Annotated in this window: 22 protein-coding genes; 12 read left to right on the top strand and 10 right to left on the bottom strand. The window is 63.0% G+C overall.

Annotated features, from left to right (window positions below; genetic code table 11):
• Positions 1–219: 219 nt before the first annotated feature.
• Positions 220–924, bottom strand: a complete 705-nt coding sequence (locus NKJ18_RS29055) for a hypothetical protein (RefSeq protein ID WP_155923799.1) — start codon at positions 922–924, stop codon at positions 220–222.
• A 46-nt stretch (positions 925–970) separates the two neighbouring features.
• On the opposite strand from NKJ18_RS29055, the gene NKJ18_RS29050 reads away from it, so the two are divergent.
• On the top strand, positions 971–1792 hold the full coding sequence (locus tag NKJ18_RS29050; protein WP_352761041.1) for a HEAT repeat domain-containing protein: 822 nt from the start codon (positions 971–973) through the stop codon (positions 1790–1792).
• 332 nt (positions 1793–2124) lie between these two features.
• Here NKJ18_RS29050 and NKJ18_RS29045 read toward each other — a convergent pair whose 3' ends face one another.
• From NKJ18_RS29045 to NKJ18_RS29035, 3 genes are read right to left on the bottom strand one after another with little or no spacing between them, the layout of a single operon-like run.
• On the bottom strand, positions 2125–2862 hold the full coding sequence (locus NKJ18_RS29045) for a terminase large subunit domain-containing protein (protein WP_352445939.1): 738 nt from the start codon (positions 2860–2862) through the stop codon (positions 2125–2127).
• Positions 2762–3148, bottom strand: a complete 387-nt coding sequence (locus NKJ18_RS29040; protein WP_023730426.1) for a hypothetical protein — start codon at positions 3146–3148, stop codon at positions 2762–2764. Before NKJ18_RS29040 ends, NKJ18_RS29045 begins: the two co-directional genes overlap by 101 nt.
• Positions 3141–3566, bottom strand: a complete 426-nt coding sequence (locus NKJ18_RS29035; protein ID WP_352761039.1) for a hypothetical protein — start codon at positions 3564–3566, stop codon at positions 3141–3143. Before NKJ18_RS29035 ends, NKJ18_RS29040 begins: the two co-directional genes overlap by 8 nt.
• Positions 3567–4006: 440 nt before the next feature.
• On the opposite strand from NKJ18_RS29035, the gene NKJ18_RS29030 reads away from it, so the two are divergent.
• The 5 genes from NKJ18_RS29030 to NKJ18_RS29010 all read left to right on the top strand — a co-directional run bounded on the left by NKJ18_RS29030 (position 4007) and on the right by NKJ18_RS29010 (position 6534).
• Positions 4007–4822 carry a class I SAM-dependent methyltransferase gene (locus NKJ18_RS29030; RefSeq protein ID WP_023727105.1) on the top strand — a complete coding sequence of 272 codons (816 nt, stop codon included), beginning with the start codon at positions 4007–4009 and terminating at the stop codon, positions 4820–4822.
• 247 nt (positions 4823–5069) lie between these two features.
• On the top strand, positions 5070–5513 hold the full coding sequence (locus tag NKJ18_RS29025; RefSeq protein WP_023671447.1) for a Ros/MucR family transcriptional regulator: 444 nt from the start codon (positions 5070–5072) through the stop codon (positions 5511–5513).
• 42 nt (positions 5514–5555) lie between these two features.
• Positions 5556–5750, top strand: a complete 195-nt coding sequence (locus NKJ18_RS29020; RefSeq protein ID WP_023689866.1) for a hypothetical protein — start codon at positions 5556–5558, stop codon at positions 5748–5750.
• A gap of 114 nt (positions 5751–5864) precedes the next feature.
• Positions 5865–6134: a hypothetical protein gene (locus tag NKJ18_RS29015; RefSeq protein WP_023697755.1), complete on the top strand. Its 270-nt coding sequence runs from the start codon at positions 5865–5867 to the stop codon at positions 6132–6134.
• 94 nt (positions 6135–6228) lie between these two features.
• Positions 6229–6534: a hypothetical protein gene (locus tag NKJ18_RS29010; RefSeq protein ID WP_023671444.1), complete on the top strand. Its 306-nt coding sequence runs from the start codon at positions 6229–6231 to the stop codon at positions 6532–6534.
• Positions 6535–6556: 22 nt separating this feature from the next.
• Here NKJ18_RS29010 and NKJ18_RS29005 read toward each other — a convergent pair whose 3' ends face one another.
• On the bottom strand, positions 6557–6970 hold the full coding sequence (locus NKJ18_RS29005; protein WP_023700688.1) for a DoxX family protein: 414 nt from the start codon (positions 6968–6970) through the stop codon (positions 6557–6559).
• Between the two features lie 145 nt (positions 6971–7115).
• Positions 7116–7619 (bottom strand): Lrp/AsnC family transcriptional regulator, encoded by a 504-nt coding sequence (locus NKJ18_RS29000; protein WP_023671442.1) that lies wholly within the window; start codon positions 7617–7619, stop codon positions 7116–7118.
• Positions 7620–7703: 84 nt separating this feature from the next.
• Here NKJ18_RS29000 and NKJ18_RS28995 point away from each other — a divergent pair, with 84 nt between their 5' ends.
• The 4 genes from NKJ18_RS28995 (at position 7704) to NKJ18_RS28980 (ending at position 9680) form a co-directional block, all read left to right on the top strand.
• The gene (locus NKJ18_RS28995) at positions 7704–8261 is read left to right on the top strand and encodes an RBBP9/YdeN family alpha/beta hydrolase (RefSeq protein WP_023697757.1); all 558 of its coding nucleotides are present in this window, start codon (positions 7704–7706) and stop codon (positions 8259–8261) included.
• A 67-nt stretch (positions 8262–8328) separates the two neighbouring features.
• The gene (locus NKJ18_RS28990; protein ID WP_352761036.1) at positions 8329–8694 is read left to right on the top strand and encodes a VOC family protein; all 366 of its coding nucleotides are present in this window, start codon (positions 8329–8331) and stop codon (positions 8692–8694) included.
• 402 nt (positions 8695–9096) lie between these two features.
• The gene (locus tag NKJ18_RS28985; protein WP_023671438.1) at positions 9097–9273 is read left to right on the top strand and encodes a hypothetical protein; all 177 of its coding nucleotides are present in this window, start codon (positions 9097–9099) and stop codon (positions 9271–9273) included.
• A gap of 113 nt (positions 9274–9386) precedes the next feature.
• Complete coding sequence (locus NKJ18_RS28980) at positions 9387–9680, top strand: DUF982 domain-containing protein (protein ID WP_023685943.1); 294 nt, start codon at positions 9387–9389, stop codon at positions 9678–9680.
• 49 nt (positions 9681–9729) lie between these two features.
• Here the strand turns inward: NKJ18_RS28980 and NKJ18_RS28975 are convergent, their stop codons facing one another.
• A complete protein-coding gene (locus tag NKJ18_RS28975; protein WP_023671436.1) occupies positions 9730–10449 on the bottom strand; it encodes a Crp/Fnr family transcriptional regulator in 720 nt (239 codons plus the stop codon).
• Between the two features lie 281 nt (positions 10450–10730).
• Here NKJ18_RS28975 and NKJ18_RS28970 point away from each other — a divergent pair, with 281 nt between their 5' ends.
• The gene (locus tag NKJ18_RS28970) at positions 10731–10961 is read left to right on the top strand and encodes a DUF6894 family protein (protein ID WP_023671435.1); all 231 of its coding nucleotides are present in this window, start codon (positions 10731–10733) and stop codon (positions 10959–10961) included.
• A 106-nt stretch (positions 10962–11067) separates the two neighbouring features.
• Positions 11068–11568, top strand: coding sequence for a hypothetical protein (locus tag NKJ18_RS28965; protein WP_023685942.1), 501 nt, complete (start codon positions 11068–11070; stop codon positions 11566–11568).
• Positions 11569–11606: 38 nt separating this feature from the next.
• On the opposite strand, the gene NKJ18_RS28960 is transcribed toward NKJ18_RS28965, so the two are convergent.
• The 3 genes from NKJ18_RS28960 to NKJ18_RS28950 form a co-directional block, all read right to left on the bottom strand.
• Positions 11607–13721 carry an EAL domain-containing protein gene (locus NKJ18_RS28960; protein WP_023715168.1) on the bottom strand — a complete coding sequence of 705 codons (2115 nt, stop codon included), beginning with the start codon at positions 13719–13721 and terminating at the stop codon, positions 11607–11609.
• A gap of 145 nt (positions 13722–13866) precedes the next feature.
• The gene (locus NKJ18_RS28955) at positions 13867–14424 is read right to left on the bottom strand and encodes an RNA polymerase sigma factor (RefSeq protein ID WP_352761034.1); all 558 of its coding nucleotides are present in this window, start codon (positions 14422–14424) and stop codon (positions 13867–13869) included.
• Positions 14425–14574: 150 nt separating this feature from the next.
• Positions 14575–14964 carry a DUF427 domain-containing protein gene (locus NKJ18_RS28950; protein WP_352761032.1) on the bottom strand — a complete coding sequence of 130 codons (390 nt, stop codon included), beginning with the start codon at positions 14962–14964 and terminating at the stop codon, positions 14575–14577.
• Positions 14965–15575 lie beyond the last annotated feature (611 nt).

The following is a 15575-nucleotide window of genomic DNA, read 5'->3' as shown; positions in this document are numbered from 1 at the left end:
GATACGAGTAAAAAAATCTGCAGAACCCGTACCGATCCAGGAACAGGGTTCAAACGCGAGGTCTGCGTCCCCGACACTCCCAATCAATCCTGTATGCTCTATATATATCAGTATACCGGTCGAGAGAAAATATTGTGCGGCCCATTAACGCGCAAATCGCCAACCGCCGAAGGTCGTGCCAGGCAACTTGCCGGCACCAAATACCCCTGATTCGACTTATCAACTGGGTTTGATGCGGATCACCTTTGGCGCCTGCGCATCCATGAACATGTAGCACCTGCCAAGCAGCGCCTTTTTGCCGAGCTCATCGAACACATTCTGCCCCAGCGGCGTGATCAGCACCTCGCCCGTAGCCAGCCCATCCTGGTGGCGGGCCTCGATCTCTTGCCAATGCGCATTCGCAACGTCGGAAAGCACGACATTGAAGGCTGGATGATTGTAGCTGACCAGCACGTTGCCATCATCCATGTCGGACGGCTTCATGTCCGGGTGATAGTTGTAAATCATGGCAAGCGTCTGGATGGCGGCCATGGCTGCCGCCTCATCGGACAGGCCGGCTTCCGTCAGCACGCAGGTGCCGTTTTCAAGGATGGCAAAGTCACGGCCTCTGTCGAAGTAATAGCCGAACCGTTCCTCGATGCGATCGATGGGTTGTGAAAACGAGGGTCGCCATTTGGGCACCTGGGGCTTTGACACCTCAGCACCACCCGCCGGCGACACGACAAGCGACGACAAACCGCCTGTCAATACCTGCCGCCTGTTCATGGACTTGGTTCCTCGACAACCTGGCCACCAGTCTAGTCGCGGTTCGCGATTCCGCAACGCGCCGAAACGGGAAAGCTTCGCTCTCATCTTTTCCTTTATCGCTTTATGCGGTAGGTCTTGCCGTGCATCGGCGACATCGATGCGTCTGGGCTGGTGCATTCTGCGCGGCCTGTACTCTACGCGGGTGGGACAGCCACTCTTTGCCATGACAGATCTATTCGAGGCGATGCGCCTGTCCGCCGAGGACAGCGAGGTTGCTCATCTTTTTTTCAGCGAAGGCGGTAAGATCCTGCTGCCACTCGGCAAATCGACAAATGCCATGACAGGTCAGGAGATGCTGGAGCGGCTGCTGTCGTCCCCGCATGATGACGATGGCGCGCTTGCCAACGACCTTCTCGGCGAGCTCGGCAAGACGGTGCCGTTGGAAAGCCTTCGTCTCCTGCTGACCTCTGCCAATGCTGAGACGCGAGCGGCGGGTGCGTTTATTGCCACCTTTCAAAACCAGAACATAAGTTCGATGGTGGGTGAGCTGGCCGCGCTGCTTGGGGACAGCAACCCGCGCACGCGCTTCGATGCCGTGGAGTCTATCTTGCGATGCAGTACGCGGAACGATGGTCAGCATCTCGCGCAGGCGTTGTTTGCCCTTGATGATTATCACGATGGTGTACGCATGGGAGCCGTCAAATTTGTGCGCTTTGCAAAAGACTGGCAGTTAAAGCTTGCGCGTCAGCACGCCGCGTTGCTCAGGCCGCAAACGCCGTTTTCGGCGATCGCCGATATCTCCGGGCAATGGCGAGATGATGCATCAGGCATGATCCGTGCGATGCTCGACCATTCAGAGCCGGTAGTGCGACGTTACGGCCTGGGGCTGGCCAGCCGGGCGAGGTTGGTCGTTGTTGACGCGTTCGTCGAATGGGCGCAGGCGTCCGCCGATACTGAAATCAGCAAACTGGCAACCGATTGCATCGAGCACAACCAGATATCGCACCACGCCGTATGGCAATCATCATTGCCGGCAATCGCCTGAGGCGCCGCTGATCTCGGGGTCAAGATAGCGACGTGACAGGACGTAGAGCCTGCCGAACTGATTCAAAGTAATGTCGTATGATGTTGTCGCGCACGACATTTGCGCCGGGCGTGGCGGTTCTTACCTTCTCCCCTTGTGGGGTGAGAAGCGGTCCGCGTGGCGGACGAAAAGCCAATTGCTTGGCTTTTCGAGCTTCGAACGCCCTGAGCCTGCGAAGGGCCGGGTGGTGGCCGATCCAACCCGCCGGGTCCCCGCTGCTCCGCAGCGTCCCGGCGTTCGCCGGCCTTTCGTCGTGCCACTGGCACGACGAATTCGCTTCGCGAACCAGCTGCTCACCCCACAAGGGGGGAAGGGAGAACCTCCTGCGCCGTCAAGAACCGCAACACCACGTCGCTCATGCCCAGCAGCGGCGTGAACGTCACGATGGTGATGCCGCCCGTCGCGTTGGTGCGGGTCAGGCCTTCGGAATAGATATCGAGCGGCGGCTCCTCGTCGAACCAGACGCCGTGCAGGGTTTCGCCCTGCCACTTTTCGCGGCCCTTCTCATAGCTCTTGAACGAAAGCACCGATTCATCGGCCTGCACGTCGCCGCCGCCGCCCCAGCGCACCACGATGCTGTCGAGCGCGCCCGGGGCGCCGCGGCCCATCGTCGTGTGCAGGATGGCGTTGGCCGGGATCATGCCGGTGCCCCATGCCGCCTGCTGCTGCGGCGGGCCGACGAGCACGCGCTGCGGGTTGTCGCGCGTGCCCTCGCCCGTCACGCCGGCAGCCCATAGCCTGACGGGGGTGTCGAAGGTCTTGCCCTGCCACCACGCGGGGTAGCGGCCGGTGAGATGCATGGCCCATTCGGCGCCGCCGGCCCTGGTCTTGCCGAGCTGGTTGCCGGCCATGAACAGACGTTCCCGGTTCTGCGCGCCGGCGGCGTGAAACTGAGCCTGCCTGGGATAAGGCCGGTAGGCGGCAAGCTGGTTAGTCCTGCGCCTGCGGTCCAGCTCCTGCAGCAGCGCCAGATAGTGGCGGCGCGTCTTCAGGCTGGTCGCCAAACGGCCCGAGGACGGCTTCGAAGCCACGGATGCGGCGGCGGATCTCGTCATCGCTCAGGGCTTCCAGATTGTCAGATGAAACATGCAAATCCTTGGCCAGATCCTTGGGCAGCACCGATTGCACGATCTTCAGATACTGGTCGGGCTTGTCGGCCCGGACCGCGGCAATCACGCCGGCGCCATGGGCGCGGAAATCGGCGCGAACCGCGTCGAGGAAATCATCGCCAAGCGTCTTCTTCGTCCGCTTCGGCTTGGCAGCGGCGGCAGTCGCCTTGCGGCCAGGGCGCGCACGCGGCGCCGTCCGGTCAGCCATGATCCGAGATCCCGGCGGGCTCGGCGGTCGCTGCCTGCTTCGCCTGCTTTGCCGGCCTTGCCCGCTTGATCTTGCCGGACTTGATCTTGCCGGACTTGCGCCGTGCCGATTTTGGCCCTGACCGTGTTGGGGCGGCCTTGCGGGCTGCATCAGCGGCCGGCGCGTGGCGCTTTCCGGCAGACGCGGCTTTCAGGTTTGCCCTGGCGATCGCCCTTGCGTCGTGCGCGCCGCGCGGAAAGCCGAAGCCGCCGATGGCATCGACAGGACCACCGCGAACCATGCCGATCAGCACGCCCGGCACGACCGGCTCGATACGGCCGATGCGCGCCTGCGGGGCAGCGCCCTCGAACACGCCAATGGCGCTGACGACCTCGCGGCCGTCATCGTCGGTGATGATGGTGGCATAGCGGTTGGACAAGGGAGGCCTCGCGGATAAGGCAGAATGAACCGAGGATAGCGTTCCTTCACGCCCCCCTCTGTCCTGCCGGACATCTCCCCCTCAAGGGGGGAGATTGGCAGCTCCAGGGTCGCGACCAATTTGCAGCGCTGACGATTGGCGAAAGCAAGGCGGCAGTCCGATCTCCCCCCTTGAGGGGGAGATGGCCGGCAGGCCAGAGGGGGGTGCTGTCCCGCCGACATCCGATATCCGCACGTTGTGGGCATCAGGAAAACAAAACCCGCCTCGTGGGCGGGTCGGTGGCGCAAATCAGCACCATGGACAAATCATAGCAAAGCTGCCCTCACCCGTCAATGCAGATAAGAAATAATTCCTACTCCAGTCAAAGCCTCGTCCTTTGGCGCCGCCAGCATTGCGCGAGGGCCGCTTCGATGGGATGCTGGGCCTCGTCGGAGAGCGCAATGAGCAATGTGACCAGTCACTATGGCAGCGGCGGCATCGTCGAGCGCATCCTGTCGGCTGTGCCGGACGCCAGGGCCGGCAGCCTCGCAGCCAAACAACTCTATCCGTTCGATCAGCTTCATGGCCGCGAGCTGATCGCCACGCAGGAGCATGCCGCGCGTCTTGCGCCCTCCGCTGGCGATCGGGTTCTGGACATCGGCAGCGGCATTGGCGGCCCGGCCCGGTTCCTTGCCGAGACCTATGGGTGCAGCGTCGACGGCGTCGACCTGACGCAGGCGTTCGTCGAGGCATCCCGCCGATTGACCGAGCTCTGCGGCCTAAGTGACAAAGTCCGTTTTCATGAGGCCGATGCGACAAGGCTGCCTTTTGCGGACGACACATTCGACGCGGCGATCTGCTTCTATGTCGGCATGAATATCGCCGACAAGGCGGCGGTCATCGGGCAAGCGTGGCGCGTACTGAAGCCGAAGGCCAGGCTTGTCTGGACCGAGGCGGTGCTGGCGGACGGCGAGCCTCACTATCCCTTGCCTTGGGCGGTGTCGCCTGTGGCCAGCCATCTCGTCGACCGCGAAACCCTGAAGGCCCTGTTTGCTTCAGCCGGATTCCGGGTCGACGATGTCATCGACGAAACCGGCGATCATGTCGAGCTGGCGTTGAAACGGGCAAATTCCGGCATCGTGCCCTCGCCGGCCCAGCAGCAGGCCAATGAGATCGTGCTCGGCGCCGAGTTCGTGCATCGGCGAAAAAACTACATAAGCAGCCTGAGCGAGGGAAAACTCGCGTCACTGGCCGTTATTGTTTCCAAGCCGGCATGAAACAAAAACCCGCCTCGGCGGCGGGTTGCTGGCGCAAATCAGCACCATGAACAAATCATAGCATAGCTGCCCTCACCGGTCAAGATATGTCAGGAAAGAATTCCTACATCGACATCGATCGGAGACTCGGCGATGCTAGCGCTACCACATCCGGCGTCAAGTCATATGCATATGTTCTAAAGTGCCATGCCGTCGGCGGATGTTGTCTGATAATTTGCCCTTTGGCATCAAGGGGGCAAAAGAAGCCATGTCTGAGGACAAAATCCGAAATATAAATCTGACCGCCGACATCGTCGCGGCATTCGTGCGCAACAATTCAGTGCCTCCGGATAGCTTGCCGGCGTTGATCGAGAGCGTCAATGCAGCGCTCGCGGCCGTGGACAATCCCGTTGCTCCGCCGCAACCTGCGCCTGAGCCCGCGGTCAACCGCAAGCGCTCGGTAACGCCGAATTTCATTTACTGCCTCGAGGATGGCAAGAAGTTCAGGTCGCTGCGGCGTCATCTCGGCTCCGCCCATGGCATGACGCCGGAAGCCTATCGCGCCAAATGGGACCTGCCCGGCGACTATCCGATGACGGCGCCCAGCTACGCCGCCAAGCGATCGGAGCTGGCAAAGGAGTTCGGGCTCGGCATCAGGACACCCGAGGCGCCGGCCGCCAAGGCGCCGGCCAAGAGCAAGACCAAGGCGTAAAGGCACGCCCCCTCCGTGCCGTACGCCTGCTGGAGGACGATCGTGGTGGCCGGAGAGCCCAATGACGTTCGCGTGGAACGTGTCGACCGCCGCCAATGGGCGGTGCTGGTTGCCGAGAATGGCACGGTGACCCAGCATCTGTTCATGGCCCAGGAAGCGGCCGAGGAGTTTGCCGACGGCGAGCGGACAAGGCTCGGCCTTCCCGCCAGGCCGCCGGCGGCGGATCCGCTGGCCTGAACAGTCCTTCAACCGGCTGCAGGATACAAGACGCAGCCTTCGACAGGCCGTCTAGCGACTGGTCATTAGCTGGCTCTTATGGAATCATTCCACTCCAACTCGGGGGAGAGCGGGATGGACAAACCAGCCATGGCATCCGTGTTCAGGATGCGGCAAGCGCCAGCCACTGTTTCGGGCGTTCGCAGCGTCGGCCAAGGCCAGGCCGATCCGGTCATCGGCAGAAGGCCGCTCGGCGAGGCGATCCGCTTCGTCATCGACGCCCATCCCCATTACGACATCAGCGGCGTTTCGATCGCCTATGGCGACGGCTCGGCCCCGCGCCTCGGCAGCCGGGAGGTCAAGGCGCTGTGGGCCGAATATGGCCGCCGCTGGATGGAAGAGTAGCGCAGGCCATCGGCCGACGCCTATCGCTTGCATCCCCGTCCGGATCGTAACAGCGGCTCATGCGTTGAGCGTGAGCCAAATGGGAGCAACAGCCATGAACGTCGCCAATCTGCAACTCGAAGGCCTGCTGATGGCCGTCGCCTCGATCAATCAGGTGCTGGTGCGCAAGGGCCTGCTCACGGTGGAGGATATCGACATTGCGCTGCGCAAGGCCGAGGCCATCGAAACCGGCGAGGAGCGGTCCGACGGCATGTCGGAGTCCAACCGCGACGCCGTCAACTTTCCGATCCGACTGCTGGAACTGGCCAATCAATGCCAGCCGGAGGCGGACATGCCGTCCTTCTCGAAACTGGCCCGCATGGTCGGTCAGATGAAGGAACCCTACAACGACCAGATGTGAGGCGGTCTGCCGACGCGGGGCCTCACCCTCGGCCAATCTTCGAGGCCAGCACGCTGCCCGGTCCATGCACGGCGGCGAACAGCAGGCCGGCGGCGAACGGGAAATGGGACATGAAGGCGCCGAACTCGGCCTGGTTGCCGGTCCAGTGCGACGGACCGTGGAAGGCAAAGCCGAGGAAGACCACGTAGACGGCGGCGACCAGGGCGGCCGGCGTGAAGAACGCTCCGGTCAGCAAGGCGATCACCAGCAGCGTTTCGAGGATCGCGGCGCACCAGGCCAGAAACAGCGGGAACGGGAAGCCGGCGGCGGCGATGTAGCCGGCGGTCATGTTCATATCCATGAACTTGAAGGCTGCTCCCATCGCGAACATGGCGGCCAAGGTCAGGCGGGCGATGAGAATGGCCGCGGTCTGCCACGGCGATTGAACGGCTTCCATGATGTGCTCCAAAGGTTTGCAACGGGTTTCGCCCCAAGGACGGGCGCCACGCCGCCGATCCTACACCAGCCCGCGAAATTCTTTCGCGGCAAAGCCGGACCTCGCAAAAGGAGGCGCTTGCAATCCTCTTGCCGCGCGTGGCCGCTCAGAGCTTCGCCATCAGCTCCCGCCCCAACCGTTTCGGCGGCTCGGCGCGCAGCACCACATTGGTCGTCACCGCGCCGTAGCGGCCGATGGCATCGACGATGCTTTCGAGGTCGGGCGGCGACGGCACGACCACCTTGACCAGAAAACAATCCTCGCCGGTCACCCGCAGCACCTCGACCACTTCCGGCATGGCCGCGAATTTCTTCAGGCAGGTCTGGATGTGCTCATGCGTGGTGCGCAGGCGGATCATGGCCATGGTGCCGAGACCGAGGGCGGTGGGATCGATCGCGGCCCGGTAGCCGGCGATGATGCCGCGCTCCTCCAGCCGCTTCACCCGCTCCGACGTCGCGGGCTGGGACAGGCCGACGCGGCGGCCGAGTTCGGAAATGCCGATGCGGCCATCCTCCTGCATGATCTCGATGATTGCCATGTCGGTGGGGTCGAGCCGTGGCCGGTAATCGCCGTTTGCCATGAACACCTTCAATCCATCGGAATTCTTCATCGCTTTCCGATGATCTCTCATTCCGCGAACAAGGAGAAGCCCTAGGATTGGGACATCATCTGCGGCGAAGAAACAGGATTTTCCATGACCGACTTCATCATTCTGCCGGGCAGCGGCGGATCGGGCGAGGCCCACTGGCAGACACGCTGGCAACAGGCCGACCCGGCGATGCGCCGCTTCAGCCCGGCAAGCTGGGAGCTGCCGGATTTCGACGACTGGGTGGCGGCGCTGGACGTCGCGGTGTCACAGGCACAGACCCCGCCGGTGCTCGTCGCCCACAGTCTCAGCTGCCTGCTGGTCGCGCATTGGCAGGCGGTGTCGAGCCGTCGGATCGGCGGGGCGTTTCTGGTTGCGGTTCCCGACCCGGCCTCGCCGGTCTATCCCGCTTACGGAATTCCCTTCGCCGATACGCCGCGCGGGCCGCTTCGCTTCCCCTCGCTGATCGTGGCCAGCACCGACGATCCCTATGATCCGAACGGCTATGCCGGTGAGAAAGCCACACAATGGGGCAGCGAACTGCACATCGCCGGGCCGCTTGGTCACATCAACAGCAATAGCGGGCTGGGCGACTGGCCGGCGGGAATGGAGCTGCTGACGGCCTTCGTGAGAGACAGACAGGCCGACCACGCAATCGCACCGTAGGCGCCCGAAGCGTGCGCGCGGGCTTGCCCCGACTTGTCCCGCCAGCTATCTCTCGGGAGGGGCGTTTGTGAGGTCCGTCCGATATCTGGTCCGCGATGTCGATCTGTCCATCGCGTTTTATACGAGCTATCTGGGCTTCGCGCTGAAGCAGCAATTCGGTCCGGCGATGGCCATCCTGACGCGCGGCGACCTCTCGCTCTGGCTCGCCGGTCCCCTGGCGTCGGCAGCCAGGCCGATGCCGGACGGCCGGACACCCGAGCCGGGCGGATGGAACCGCTTTGTGCTCGAAGTCGAGCAGTTGCCGGCAGTCGTGACTGAGATGGTCGAGGCCGGCGTGCGGTTCCGCAACCAGATCGTCGAAGGTCCGGGCGGGCGACAGATTCTTTGTGAAGACCCGTCCGGCAACGTGATCGAGCTGTTCGAGCCCAGCTAGACTTCGGCCGTCGCCTCGGATTCGGCGCCGGGCTTTGCCTGGCCTTCCCACTGCCGCTCCGCCTCTGCTTTACGCTTCGGACAATCCTCGTAGTCATGCTCTCGCGAACCGCAATAGGAGCAGCATTTTGCCGGCGTGTCGGTTCGAAGCATTGTGGCCATGCACAAGAATGCACGAAAATTCATCCGGTTGCAGCAGCGTCCGCGACGTCGCTGCTGGGATGCGTGACCGCCAGCCTGGCACCGCCCTCAATAGCCGCCGCCGAGGATCGGCAGAATCTCGGCGGCAGACATTGCGCGCGGCGCGTATTCGTCCGGCCTATATCAAAGTTAAATGCGGATGCTGGGCGTGAGGTGGTAGGTGATCGCGATGGGGGGACTCTCAACGCGCTCGAGGTGTCCCATGGACGTTCGAAATCTGATTGCCAAATTGTCAGCCGCGGTATTGCACCGCCGCGCCGCGTCTTCGCCGATACTGTTCAGGCCGATCCGCAACTCGCTCGCCGACATCCCGTTGAAGCCGGCGCCGCGGCCGCCTTATCGTCCGCATCGGCCGATCTGGCCGGCAAGCAACATGTAGCTCGCCGGGCTGCAACCAGTTTGTGATTTCCTCGTTTATGGCGATCCCGTTTTCAAGGAGGCAAGTGATGAGATCGATCCGGGCGAGGCGCGAATGGTTTGGATGGTGAGCGCATGAGCCGTTTTCTGCCCCTGACGATCAGATTCGTGGACGGCAGCGCGATGACGGTGTCGTCGATCGCCGACGCCAGGAGGGCGCTAGGCGGAACATGGAAGAACAAGCAGACGGCGGCCTACAAGGCGGCCGACAGGCTGGTGGATGACGCGTTGAACGGCATTTGCCGCCCGGACATCGCCTTTGCCGCTTTCCAGAATGCCGCCGCCCAACAGGGCTTGCTGAAGCCGGCGAAGCCAAGTGCCGCCCTTGCCATGCTCGACGAATTGGCGTCGCTGGATGGGCATCGTTGAAAGACCGGCTGACGGATTGCCTGCGATGTCATGGCGAACGCCGGATAGCCTATCTCGGCTCGCGGTTCATGCTGAGATAAGTCGGGTCGAACTCGGCGATTTCCACCAGCTGCTGCCAGTCCAGAATGGTCACCATGTAATTCGCCCAGCCGATCACACCGATCTTGCGTAGCGCGCCGATGACCCGGTTCATGTGGACGACCGAAAGCCCAAGCACATCGGCCAGTTCCGCCTGCGACAGGGGAAGCCGGAAACTCATGCCGTTGGTCTGCTTGACGACCTGGAGCCGCACGAACAGCTCGCACACAAGATGCGCCAGATGCGAAGTCTTGGACCGCCGGCCCATGGCCACGATCCATTCCCGATGGATGGCGCCATCGACGAGCGTGTCCAGCCAAAGCAAGCGGCTGAGATGAGGCGCCTGTTCGGTGATCGTCCTTAGCCGACTGTGGTCGGCGGCGATCACCCGGCATGGCGACAAAGCTATAATGCCATGGTCCATTGTCTTGAGCAGGAAGGCGTGCAAATCGACAAAATCGCCTGGCACCTGCAACGAGGTGAACTGGCGGCCGCCATCCTCCAGCACCTTGTAGCGCGCCGCCAGACCCTCGATGATGAGCGTGCTGTAGCCTGGCCTCGATCCCTCTGAAACGATGTCCTGACCGGTGGCAAAATCCATCTCGATGGTCATGGCGGCGGCCAGCAGCCCCTTTTCCTGCTCGGACAAAGCGTCATGCTGGCCAAGGTTGAGATAAAGCGGTTCTAGCATCGAGGATCCAGTTCGAGATTTCGTGGACATTCGGCCTAGCCAAACGCCGGAGATCGGGTGCGGTTGCAATCGGCCGGCACGGCGACGGCTCCTGGCAGGAAATCTGCTCAGGGCACAGTCGCATGGAACCATGGGTGCGGGTTGGGATTTAATCCATGTCGCTCAAAAATGGCCCCGATTTTGAGACAACGACATGCATAAAAAAACAGACCTGAAGCGCGTCGCCTGCGTCCTTCAACCGCGATGCGCCTTAGCGTTCTCACGCAGGGATCCTTGCACACATGGAACGGTTCTACTTCGACTTGTACAACGCCGAGACCCAGATTGATGAAGAGGGGCAGCTTTTTCCCAGCCGGGAGCGTGCGGGAGCCGAAGCGCTGCGCATATTGCACGATGTGGCGCGCGACGAGATACCGGAGGGCGACCACCGGCGGATCACCGTCAAGATGCTGAACGAGAACAGGGAGCAGATATTCGAAGCGTCGCTGACCATGGCGTCGCTGTGGAGTTGAACTCGTCGACCCTGTCGAGGACTGTATGGAACCTCTTGCCCTCCCCTCTGTTTCCTAAGGAGGGGCCAGCGGCAGAAGCTGCACGGCTGATTGACTGGAGGCATCTATGTCCTTGCAAAAGCTTCATCCCGAGCAGGTCGACGACACACGCAGGCTTGCCTATTCGACCTTTGCCCCGGCGCTGATCGGTTCGCTCACCAAGCGTCTGGCGCGGTGTCAGGGCGTCAAGGAACTGGGCGCCCTGGAAAAGTCGCTCATCCGCCTGATCGAAGACTCTGATGTCGATGGGCCGCAAGCCGAGGCGATGAAAGAGTTCGCCATCGAGCTGGTGGTGTCGACGATATCGGAAGCCCGCGCTCACCCCGACACCAAGAGCGATGTCGAAGCCGTTGGCGAGCGCCGCGCCGAAGGCCGCTCCGAGAACCCGCAGACGCTCGAGGAGCAGTTGCAATCAGGCCTCGAAGACAGTTTTCCGGCCAGCGATCCGCCCGCCGTCGTCTCGACCGCCATTTCCGGCGGCTCGAAGGACCTTGTCGGCACCGACGAGGTGTTGCGCCGCAAGAAGGAGGCGGCGCAACGAAAGCAGGAAAAGGCCGACGCCGGTTAGCCGGACAAGTCGCGCCAGCCCGAGGCGGTGACAAGCCGTCAGCCGAAGCGCTTTTCCGGTGACTGTCCGCTGGATGGTGACTGTTCGCCGGCCCGCGCGACGATCGCCTCAAGCGGCTCCGGCCGGTGCAGCAGAAAACCCTGGCCATAGGCCACGCCCATGCCGCGCAGAATGTCGAGCGCTTCCTGCTGCTCGATCTTTTCGGCCACCACCGCGCAGCCGAGACTTTTGGCGATGCCCGCTATGGCCGAGACGATCTCGCGGTCGAAACGGCTTTCCGCGATATTCTCGATGAACGAGCCGTCGATCTTGATCTGATCGACCGGAAAGCGCCGCAAATATTCGAACGAGCTCATGCCGGCGCCGAAATCGTCGAGGCTGACACGGCATTGCCGCTCGCGCGCCTTGCGCACGAACTGCTCGGCGGCGTCGAAATTGGTTACGGCCGCGGTCTCGGTGATCTCGAAGCCGATGCCGGAATGCGGCGCCCCGGTCTCGGCGATGACGGCGTCGACGAAATCCCATAGCAGCGGATCGCTCAGCGTCTGCGCCGACAGGTTGAAGCCGAGCAAGATGGCGCCTGAGCGCATCGCCTCGCCATGCTGCGAAAGCGCTGTCCTGATGATCCAGCGGTCCAGCCGCGAGGCAATGCCGAAGCGCTCGGCGACCGGAATGAATTCGTTGGGCGGGATCAGCTTGCCATTGCGCCCGGCAAGCCGCGCCAGCACCTCGACATGGCGGCTCTCCTGCCAGGGCTGGCCGAGCAGATGGATTTCCTGGCCGAACAGTTTCAGCCGCCCTTCATCCATGGCGTCGACCGTGTCGGCGGCGACACGCGCAGCGTTGAGGCCGCCGGAGCCCGACGCCGCATCGGCCGAAAACACCGCGAAGCGATTGCGCCCGGCCGCCTTGGCGGCATAGCAGGCGTCGTCGGCGCAGGCCAACGCATCGGCAACCGTGGTGGTGGTGTCCTCGACGAAGGCGATGCCGATGCTGGCCGCGAGTTTTCGCGAGGTCGCCGGCAGTCCGAGGTCGGCGTCACGGACCGCCGCAAGAATCGCGCCGGCCAGCGCCTCGGCCTTGGCCGATTGGCAATTGGGCACCAGCAGCGCGAACTCGTCGCCACCGAGGCGCGCGGCACGCGCCGATGCCGGCAGGCAGCCCAGAATACCGGCGGCCACACCCTTCAGCGCCAGGTCGCCGGCGGCGTGGCCGGCGAAGTCGTTGAGCGCCTTGAAGTAGTCGAGATCGACGTAAAACACCGCCAGCGGCAAAGCCCGCTCGGTGGCGATGTGCACGGCCAGCAGCCGGTCGAAGGCGGCACGGTTCAAGAGGCCCGTCAGCGCATCGTGGTGAGCGGCGTAGGCGAGTTCCCGCTCGCGTTTCTTGTCCTCGGTGATATCGCGCACGGTGCCGAGAATCTGGCCCGCTGTCTCAGGCGCCGCGATGAAGCGCACCAGCGATTCGACATGGCGGATTTCGCCGTCGCGCCTGACGATGCGGTATTGCGCGGCGACGACGCCGTCGGTCGAAAGCGGCGCCAGATGGGCGCGCTCTGCGGCATCCTTGTCGTCGGGGTGCAGATAGGAATGCCAGAGGTCGGCGGCCACCTCGTCGGTGTCGGCGACCAGGCCGAATATCTCCCTGGTGCGGGCGTCCCAATAGCTCTTGTTGGCGTCGATATCGTGATGCCAGATGCCGGTGCCGCTGGCCGCCAGCGCCAGGCGAAAGCGCACATTGACCCGCTCCAGTTCGGCTTCCGCCTCTTTCTGCCGGCTGATGTCGGTCTGCACGCCCATCAGCCTGACCGGCCTGCCCGTCTCGTCACGCTCGACAATGCCGCCGCGGTCCAGCACCCAGATCCAGTGGCCGTCCTTGTGCTTGAGGCGTAGCTCGGTCTCGATCGAGGCGGTCAGGCCGGAAATGTGCCGCTCGCCGCTGGCCAGCGCCCGCTGGCGGTCGTCGGGATGCGTCAGCTTCAGCCAGAGGTCGTCGCTGTTGGCAAGCTCGCCATCCTCATAACCCAGCATGTGCGACCAGGTTGGCGAATAGAAACAGTCGCCGCTCAAAATATCCCAGTCCCATACGCCGAGATGAGCGCGTTCGAGCGCAAGCGCCCAGAATTCGCCGTTGCGTATTTTCTCTTCAGCCATGCCCTGGTTTCGCTCACTCCGTCGCCGCCACTATGCACGCAAGCAGAGAAGAAAGCGTTACCGGGTGCGCCGCGCCCACAGTACGGACAAGGCCTGCAATCGTGCCGGACCATGCCGTAAGGCGTCATCATGCGATTGGGGCTCGTCATGCCATTGGCGCCCTGATTGGAACCGCCCTGCCCGGGCCTGGCTCGACGATCCTTATCGCGCGGCGGCGCGCATTGTCCTCAAGCAGGCCGCGCAGTTCCTCACGGCCGCGCGCGATGCGCGACATCAGCGTGCCGGCCGGCACGCCGAGCATCTCGGCGGCCTCGGCATAGGAGAAGCCCTCGATGGCGACCATGGTCAGCGCGGCACGGCGGTCGGGGCTGATCGCCTGCAGCGCGTCGATGATCTTGCGGGCCGCGACATTCTCCAGCTGGTCGGCGGGAGAGGCCTGCACCTCGCCGGCCTCCAGCGGCAGCATCGAGGCCTCGCCTCGCCGGTTCACCTTGCGCATCTGGTCGATGAACAGATGATGCATGATCGTGAACAGCCATTTTCGCGGGCTCTCTCCCGTCTGCCAGTTGTCCAGCCGCAGCAGCGCCCGCTCCAGGCAGTCCTGGACGAGATCGTCGGCGGAATCGCGGTCGCGCAGCAGCGAGCGCGCATAGCGGCGCAGGCGCGGGATTTCGTCGAGAATTGCTCTCTGCTTTTCGTCCATGACCTTTTGTCTTCGTTTCGGCATGCCGTTGCCGCAAAACCGCTGCGCCCCCGGGTGAGGACAGCTTTGGCTGATCTGAAAAATTCCTCTGTTCATGCCTGTCGTCGGCTCCAAAAACGCTGGGCACTTTTGGGCGACAGGCATGACGCGCTAGCGCGGCGTGGCGTCGATGGCGACCCGGTCGGGATAGAAGGCGCCGTGGGCGCGAATCTCGGCCATCTCGTCGAAGGGCTGCTCATAGGCCCACATCGCGTCGTTGCCGGTTTCACCCGCCGGCAGCACGTTCCAGTAGCTGGAGTCGCCCTTGTAGGGGCACAGCGTCGACCGCTCCGTCTTCCTGAGCTTCCGGAAGTCGATGTCCTCGAACGGGATGTAGAAGGAGAAGGGATGGGGCGGCTCGGTCACCATTTTGGCTTTTGCCGAGGAAGCGATGATGGTGCCGTTTGCAAACACGACGACACACCCGTTGAAGGGCTCGACGGTGATCACCTTGCCCGGATTGCGCCTGAAGCCGGGTGACGGGTTCGCATGCTGATCCATGACTGCTCTCCTTGTCCGCTGGTGGTTCGATGCCGGTCGACGGCGTCAGCTCTCACTGGTCACTGATGGGCCGGCGACAGCGGTCACACGCGACAGCTTCTGGCGCTTTTCGAGCTGTGGCTTTTCATAGGTCTTCTTCATCGTTCTTCCTTTTCTGACGTCTGGCAGCCGGTCCGCGCGGCTGCCGGCCGTGGATCATGGCTCCAAGGGACAACAGGCGCATCTCCCGTCCGGCCGATGCGCCGCCGAAGGAAATCCGGGCCAGCGTGGCAAGAACGATTCGCATGTGTTTCGCCGCGATCCGACGGCGGTGTATTTATCTCAGCCGGGACGGCCATGCTTGGGCCGGGCGGAACACGGTTTTGGCGAATGCGGCCCTGTCAGCACGACCGCAAGGCTTGGACAGGCGCGAACAGCTACCGGCGCGGCTATGGCGATGGCTGCTTGGCGCCGGTGCACGCCGCGAAATATCGATAATAAAGGACGGCAGGTGAGACTCTACAAAATTAAGATGATTTGCCAGATATTTTCGCCTTTTCCGCACGAGAACTAAAATAAATTATCGACAGACGAACTTTCACTTTGGAAAAATGTCCATTTCATCTCTGTTA

This window comes from Mesorhizobium sp. M0217, assembly GCF_040321955.1.
Taxonomy (GTDB): Bacteria; Pseudomonadota; Alphaproteobacteria; order Rhizobiales; family Rhizobiaceae; genus Mesorhizobium.
Note: the sequence above shows the minus strand (reverse complement) of the source record. Positions and strands in the feature narration are given on the sequence as shown.

Bases quoted from the DNA above. Each gene is read 5' to 3' on its own strand.
- NKJ18_RS29055 (WP_155923799.1), bottom strand. From the start codon at position 924: ATGCACCAGCCCAGACGCATCGATGTCGCCGATGCACGGCAAGACCTA.
- NKJ18_RS29050 (WP_352761041.1), top strand. From the start codon at position 971: ATGACAGATCTATTCGAGGCGATGCGCCTGTCCGCCGAGGACAGCGAG.
- NKJ18_RS29040 (WP_023730426.1), bottom strand. From the start codon at position 3,148: ATGGCTGACCGGACGGCGCCGCGTGCGCGCCCTGGCCGCAAGGCGACT.
- NKJ18_RS29030 (WP_023727105.1), top strand. From the start codon at position 4,007: ATGAGCAATGTGACCAGTCACTATGGCAGCGGCGGCATCGTCGAGCGC.
- NKJ18_RS29025 (WP_023671447.1), top strand. From the start codon at position 5,070: ATGTCTGAGGACAAAATCCGAAATATAAATCTGACCGCCGACATCGTC.
- NKJ18_RS29015 (WP_023697755.1), top strand. From the start codon at position 5,865: ATGGACAAACCAGCCATGGCATCCGTGTTCAGGATGCGGCAAGCGCCA.
- NKJ18_RS29010 (WP_023671444.1), top strand. From the start codon at position 6,229: ATGAACGTCGCCAATCTGCAACTCGAAGGCCTGCTGATGGCCGTCGCC.
- NKJ18_RS29005 (WP_023700688.1), bottom strand. From the start codon at position 6,970: ATGGAAGCCGTTCAATCGCCGTGGCAGACCGCGGCCATTCTCATCGCC.
- NKJ18_RS29000 (WP_023671442.1), bottom strand. From the start codon at position 7,619: ATGAAGAATTCCGATGGATTGAAGGTGTTCATGGCAAACGGCGATTAC.
- NKJ18_RS28995 (WP_023697757.1), top strand. From the start codon at position 7,704: ATGACCGACTTCATCATTCTGCCGGGCAGCGGCGGATCGGGCGAGGCC.
- NKJ18_RS28985 (WP_023671438.1), top strand. From the start codon at position 9,097: ATGGACGTTCGAAATCTGATTGCCAAATTGTCAGCCGCGGTATTGCAC.
- NKJ18_RS28980 (WP_023685943.1), top strand. From the start codon at position 9,387: ATGAGCCGTTTTCTGCCCCTGACGATCAGATTCGTGGACGGCAGCGCG.
- NKJ18_RS28975 (WP_023671436.1), bottom strand. From the start codon at position 10,449: ATGCTAGAACCGCTTTATCTCAACCTTGGCCAGCATGACGCTTTGTCC.
- NKJ18_RS28970 (WP_023671435.1), top strand. From the start codon at position 10,731: ATGGAACGGTTCTACTTCGACTTGTACAACGCCGAGACCCAGATTGAT.
- NKJ18_RS28965 (WP_023685942.1), top strand. From the start codon at position 11,068: ATGTCCTTGCAAAAGCTTCATCCCGAGCAGGTCGACGACACACGCAGG.
- NKJ18_RS28960 (WP_023715168.1), bottom strand. From the start codon at position 13,721: ATGGCTGAAGAGAAAATACGCAACGGCGAATTCTGGGCGCTTGCGCTC.
- NKJ18_RS28955 (WP_352761034.1), bottom strand. From the start codon at position 14,424: ATGGACGAAAAGCAGAGAGCAATTCTCGACGAAATCCCGCGCCTGCGC.
- NKJ18_RS28950 (WP_352761032.1), bottom strand. From the start codon at position 14,964: ATGGATCAGCATGCGAACCCGTCACCCGGCTTCAGGCGCAATCCGGGC.